At 26.6% G+C, this 4,533-nt stretch carries 5 protein-coding genes and 1 tRNA gene; 1 reads left to right on the forward strand and 5 read right to left on the reverse strand.

The features are described 5' to 3' along the window. Window positions 1–22: 22 nt before the first annotated feature. Both I2E83_RS17780 and I2E83_RS17785 read right to left on the reverse strand, forming a co-directional pair. A tRNA-Glu gene (locus tag I2E83_RS17780) sits at window positions 23–97 on the reverse strand. 136 nt (window positions 98–233) lie between these two features. Further along, window positions 234–815 carry a hypothetical protein gene (locus I2E83_RS17785; protein ID WP_195266325.1) on the reverse strand — a complete coding sequence of 194 codons (582 nt, stop codon included), beginning with the start codon at window positions 813–815 and terminating at the stop codon, window positions 234–236. 249 nt (window positions 816–1,064) lie between these two features. Here I2E83_RS17785 and I2E83_RS17790 point away from each other — a divergent pair, with 249 nt between their 5' ends. Beyond that, window positions 1,065–2,309 carry an NAD(P)/FAD-dependent oxidoreductase gene (locus I2E83_RS17790; protein WP_195266327.1) on the forward strand — a complete coding sequence of 415 codons (1,245 nt, stop codon included), beginning with the start codon at window positions 1,065–1,067 and terminating at the stop codon, window positions 2,307–2,309. A gap of 49 nt (window positions 2,310–2,358) precedes the next feature. Here I2E83_RS17790 and I2E83_RS17795 read toward each other — a convergent pair whose 3' ends face one another. The 3 genes from I2E83_RS17795 to I2E83_RS17805 all read right to left on the reverse strand — a co-directional run bounded on the left by I2E83_RS17795 (window position 2,359) and on the right by I2E83_RS17805 (window position 4,404). Beyond that, window positions 2,359–3,108 (reverse strand): acyl-ACP thioesterase domain-containing protein, encoded by a 750-nt coding sequence (locus I2E83_RS17795; protein WP_195266329.1) that lies wholly within the window; start codon window positions 3,106–3,108, stop codon window positions 2,359–2,361. A gap of 119 nt (window positions 3,109–3,227) precedes the next feature. After that, window positions 3,228–3,422: a hypothetical protein gene (locus I2E83_RS17800; protein ID WP_195266331.1), complete on the reverse strand. Its 195-nt coding sequence runs from the start codon at window positions 3,420–3,422 to the stop codon at window positions 3,228–3,230. 133 nt (window positions 3,423–3,555) lie between these two features. Continuing rightward, a complete protein-coding gene (locus tag I2E83_RS17805; protein ID WP_195266333.1) occupies window positions 3,556–4,404 on the reverse strand; it encodes a hypothetical protein in 849 nt (282 codons plus the stop codon). Between the last annotated feature and the right edge of the window lie 129 nt (window positions 4,405–4,533).

Consider the following 4,533-nt stretch of genomic DNA (forward strand, 5'->3'; position numbering starts at 1 on the left):
CAGCTGAGCTATGCTTCCATAATGGTGACTCCTAGGGGAATCGAACCCCTGTTACCACCGTGAAAGGGTGGTGTCTTGACCGCTTGACCAAGGAGCCATGTTCTTTTTGTTTTTCTCAACCGAGCTGTTCTGTCGGCGAGCACATTAACTATAATACATAAATTTTAATATAGTGTCAACACTTTTTAATAACTTTTTTTTTTATTTTTTATTTACTTTATTTATACGTGTATTTAAGTCAATAATTTAGTGCTATTATCGCCGAATTTTACTACGTTTATAGCTCTTTCATATCTTAATAAATGTGATTGATTTTCTTTTATTTCTTTTTTTATTTTATTCATTTCAAAATTACAAACTTCTAAAAATTCTTCTCTATTTATTTCTTCTATATTTATTTTATAATTATTTTTCCTAAAGTTTTGTCCACTAGCAATTATCTTTACAGGAATCTTATCATTTATTACACAAATTATTTCCTTTTCCCATATCCCTCTTTTATTTACAGAATACTTATCTTTTAATAAATTTATTTCCTCTACAATTTCTTCAAATTGATCCTTAAAACTATCAAATAATATTTTATAAAATTGCACAGATATTCCCCTATTTAATTTTATTTTTAGAAAATCTTTGTTATTTATTAAAAAATCATCTACATCTGATTCCGGAATAAACTTCAAATCTTTATTTAAGAATATATTAATCCCCTTAGAATTAGGATAGTTTACTACACATTGATCATAGTTCATTCTTCTTAACTTGAATTCTTTATTGTAATCTTCATTATCTTGATTAACTACTTTAACTATCATAACCTCACCTCATTCATTATTTATTATTCCATATTCATAAATTTATATTATATATTTTTTAAAGATTACAGATTTAAAGAATTTATATTATAATTTGTATTAATTCATATTTGTTAAATTACACACTAGGATTTATATCTAAAATTAAAAGCAAATAAAGATTTTTACATATATAGAATATTATTATATTAACCAAAAAAATTATAATATGATAAAATTAAAATTATTAATTTATTAAGGAGATTTATTATGATTCATCATGATTTAATTATAGTTGGCGGTGGTGCTTCTGGCTTATCTGCAGCTATTACCGCTAAAGATTTCGGATTAGATGTTGCCATAGTTGAAGGTACTGATAGAATAGGTAAAAAAATATTAACTACAGGAAATGGTCGTTGTAACATTTCTAATAGAACAATTTCATTCCCTTTTCTATCTTACCATAGTGAAAATCCAGGATTTTTCACAAATGTTTTATCAAACTTCGGTGTAGATGACACCGAAAACTTTTTTCTATCATTAGGACTTCCCATTGTGGAATTAAAAAATGGTAAGATGTATCCCAAATCTCTTCAGGCATCTTCAGTTGTGGATATATTAAAATTAGCCTTAGAAGATAGAGGTATTCCTTTATACACAGATTGTAAAGTAAAAGATATCCACAAGAAAAATGTCTTTAAATTATCCACAAGTAACGAAGAAAATAAGTTATTCACATGTAACAAGTTAATTTTAGCTTGTGGAGGAAAATCAGCAGTAAAAACTGGATCTGATGGTTCTGCTTATAACTTAGCAAAATCATTTGGACATTCAATAGTTGAAACCATTCCTGGAATAGTTCAATTAAAATTGAATTATACTTATTTAAAATCTATTTCAGGAGTTAAATTTGATGGATATGCAATATTATTAGTTAATGGTGAACCAATAAGAAAAGAATTTGGTGAAATCCTCTTTACCGACTACGGAATATCAGGACCTCCAATTCTTCAAATTTCAGGTCATGCATCTAAAGCCTTATTAAAGAAAAAAAATGTTGAGGTTGTTGTAGACATGATGCCTAATCAATCTCTATCAGAAATAGAGGATTTTATGGAAAGCCATTTTGCAATGTTTTCTCATAGACCTGTTATAAGCTCTTTAATTGGAATTGTACATAAAAAATTAATTCCAATACTATTAAAGGAAGCTAAAATAGAAGATTTACATAAACCTTGTTATGACTTACAATGGGATGAGAAAAAAAGACTTATCACTCTACTAAAGCATTGGAAATTTAAATGCATTGATACTAATGGATTTAACCAAGCTCAAGTTACCATTGGCGGAATAAACACTAAAGAAGTTAACCCAAAAACACTTGAATCTAAATTAGTTGAAAATTTATATTTTTGTGGTGAAATACTCGATGTAGATGGCGATTGTGGCGGCTTTAATCTTCAATGGGCTTGGAGTTCAGGTCATTTTGTTTCAAAAAATATAGCAAATTCTTAATACAAAAAAAGGAGTAATAAATTATCATTCATTACTCCTTTTTTATAATTTAGCACTTATTCCAACGACAAATTAATCTTGTCAATTCCTTTCCATCAACAGTTTCTATTTTATGAATAGTAACTATTTCATCTCCCTCTTCTAATCTAACATCTGTAAATACTTTTACCTCTTCACCGTAAGTGCATTCTTTTTCAAATGTTACTTTTACTTCATTTAAAACATAACTATTTACGATATCTTCTGGTAATGTTTCAATAGCCCAATCGATGTATTTAGTATTATTTACATGCTTATTAAAATCTATATCTGTATATCTTATCTTGAAGTTTCTTTCATACTTATGTTCATTAATCTTTTCTAATCTAGGAAGCTTAAATTCCTCTTTCATATCGCCATCTACACCATAAATTTCATACTGCTCTTGAGGTATTCTCATCATTCTTCTTTTTTCTAGATTGACTAATAAAAATATGGCATTAGCAGATACAACCACATTCCCACTGCTATCTTTAATTTCATAATTTCTTAAAGCATAAAATTTCTTAAATCCTACAGCCTCAGTTTTCACTGATAGCTTTTCTCCATACATTGGATGTCTAAATACTTTTACATGATAGTTATAAAATACCCATGTCATATTATCTTTTAATAAAGCTTCCATACCTGATCCCAGCTCTTCTGATTGTTTTGTACCTATATCAGATAAAATATTTATAATAGTTGACATTGTACACCTTAAGTTACTATCTACATCGTAATAATGTAATTCGTATTCTTTACTATAACTTTTCCCCATAATATCCTCCTAATCTAAATATCAAAACTCTGTATTTCTACAGAGCTGAAATAATACTATAATTATAGCACTTTTTATATATTTTAGAAAAACTATGATAAAAGTACTTCTACTTCCTCTTAGTAAAATCTATTATAATTTAATTCATTAAGTAATTTCTCTACATCTATTCCTCTTTTTATACATATGTCTTCTATTGTACTTCCAATATTATTGCTAAAAATTCCACATCCTATTCCAAAGCTTAAAAATATTTGTTCAACTTGATGATTTTCTTGTATAGCTTCTAATACAGTCATATTCCTATTTATCATCTTCTCACCTCTACTATATTTTCTTTTTATAGTATTAGTCTTATTTGTATTATTATGTATAAATTTCATAATGACTATTAACAAAAGGTTTATTTAACTAAATATAATCTAGTTAAATAAACCTTTTTTTAATTTACATTATAGGATCTATAAAACTTTCTACTGTATTACTTCTATCTAATGCTAATATATTTAGATAAGATATTGTATATGCTTGAATTGCATATTGTCCTATTACAGCTATTATTATTCCTACTAAAGGTATTATTTGAATTATAGCTAAAACTAATCCAATACCAATTGTTATCCCAGATATAGCTGCTAACTTTCCTATAGTTGACCAAAAATATCCTTTCTTAAATAGCATAAATGTTTCTCCTATTGCCTCAGTGATAGTTAAATCCCTCACTATTAGCATTGAATTAAATAAATATGCCAACGGCGCCATAACAACAGCTATCGCAATTATTAAAGGAATTAATATTATTAATCCAATTCCAACAGTTAGTACAGCTAATAATATAGTTAATAAAATTATTACTACTGCAAATGCGAATAACATTAGCCAAACTAAAACATTTAATCCTAAAATGCTCCATTTCCTTTGCCAAACATATTTATTGGCAGCTCTCCAACTTACCTCATTTCCTTTGTTAGCATCATCTAACACCTTAGTTATAATACCACTTGCATATAACATTAATAATGACGATACTAATGCCACTAAAATTATAAGTAAGATTGTTCCTATTCCTATAAGCGGTATTGCTTCATCAAAATAAGAATATGAATATGAGTATGAATACGAAATATTTATTAAACTTGAAAGAACTATCCCTACTATTATTCCAACTAAAACTACAATTGTAGGAACTATAAATATTCCAATAACCTTTAAAATTTCTAGTGCACTATTTTTGCATAAATTAAATGCCCTAGATAACATTTCTGAAATTGATAAATAAACTTTCTTCTCTTCCATAATCTCACCTCCTAAATTAAATTATATTTATATATATTAATTTTATCACAATTTATTTACTAGATTTATTAAATACACATTTTTTGTATAATTTTATAATATATATTTATAATATATATTTATAATATA

This window comes from Clostridium sp. D46t1_190503_E9, assembly GCF_015555225.1.
In the GTDB taxonomy this organism is placed as follows: Bacteria; Bacillota; Clostridia; order Clostridiales; family Clostridiaceae; genus Clostridium.

Coding starts and splice junctions, on each gene's coding strand:
- I2E83_RS17795 (WP_195266329.1), bottom strand. CDS start 3,108: ATGGGGAAAAGTTATAGTAAAGAATACGAATTACATTATTACGATGTA.
- I2E83_RS17790 (WP_195266327.1), top strand. CDS start 1,065: ATGATTCATCATGATTTAATTATAGTTGGCGGTGGTGCTTCTGGCTTA.
- I2E83_RS17805 (WP_195266333.1), bottom strand. CDS start 4,404: ATGGAAGAGAAGAAAGTTTATTTATCAATTTCAGAAATGTTATCTAGG.
- I2E83_RS17800 (WP_195266331.1), bottom strand. CDS start 3,422: ATGATAAATAGGAATATGACTGTATTAGAAGCTATACAAGAAAATCAT.
- I2E83_RS17785 (WP_195266325.1), bottom strand. CDS start 815: ATGATAGTTAAAGTAGTTAATCAAGATAATGAAGATTACAATAAAGAA.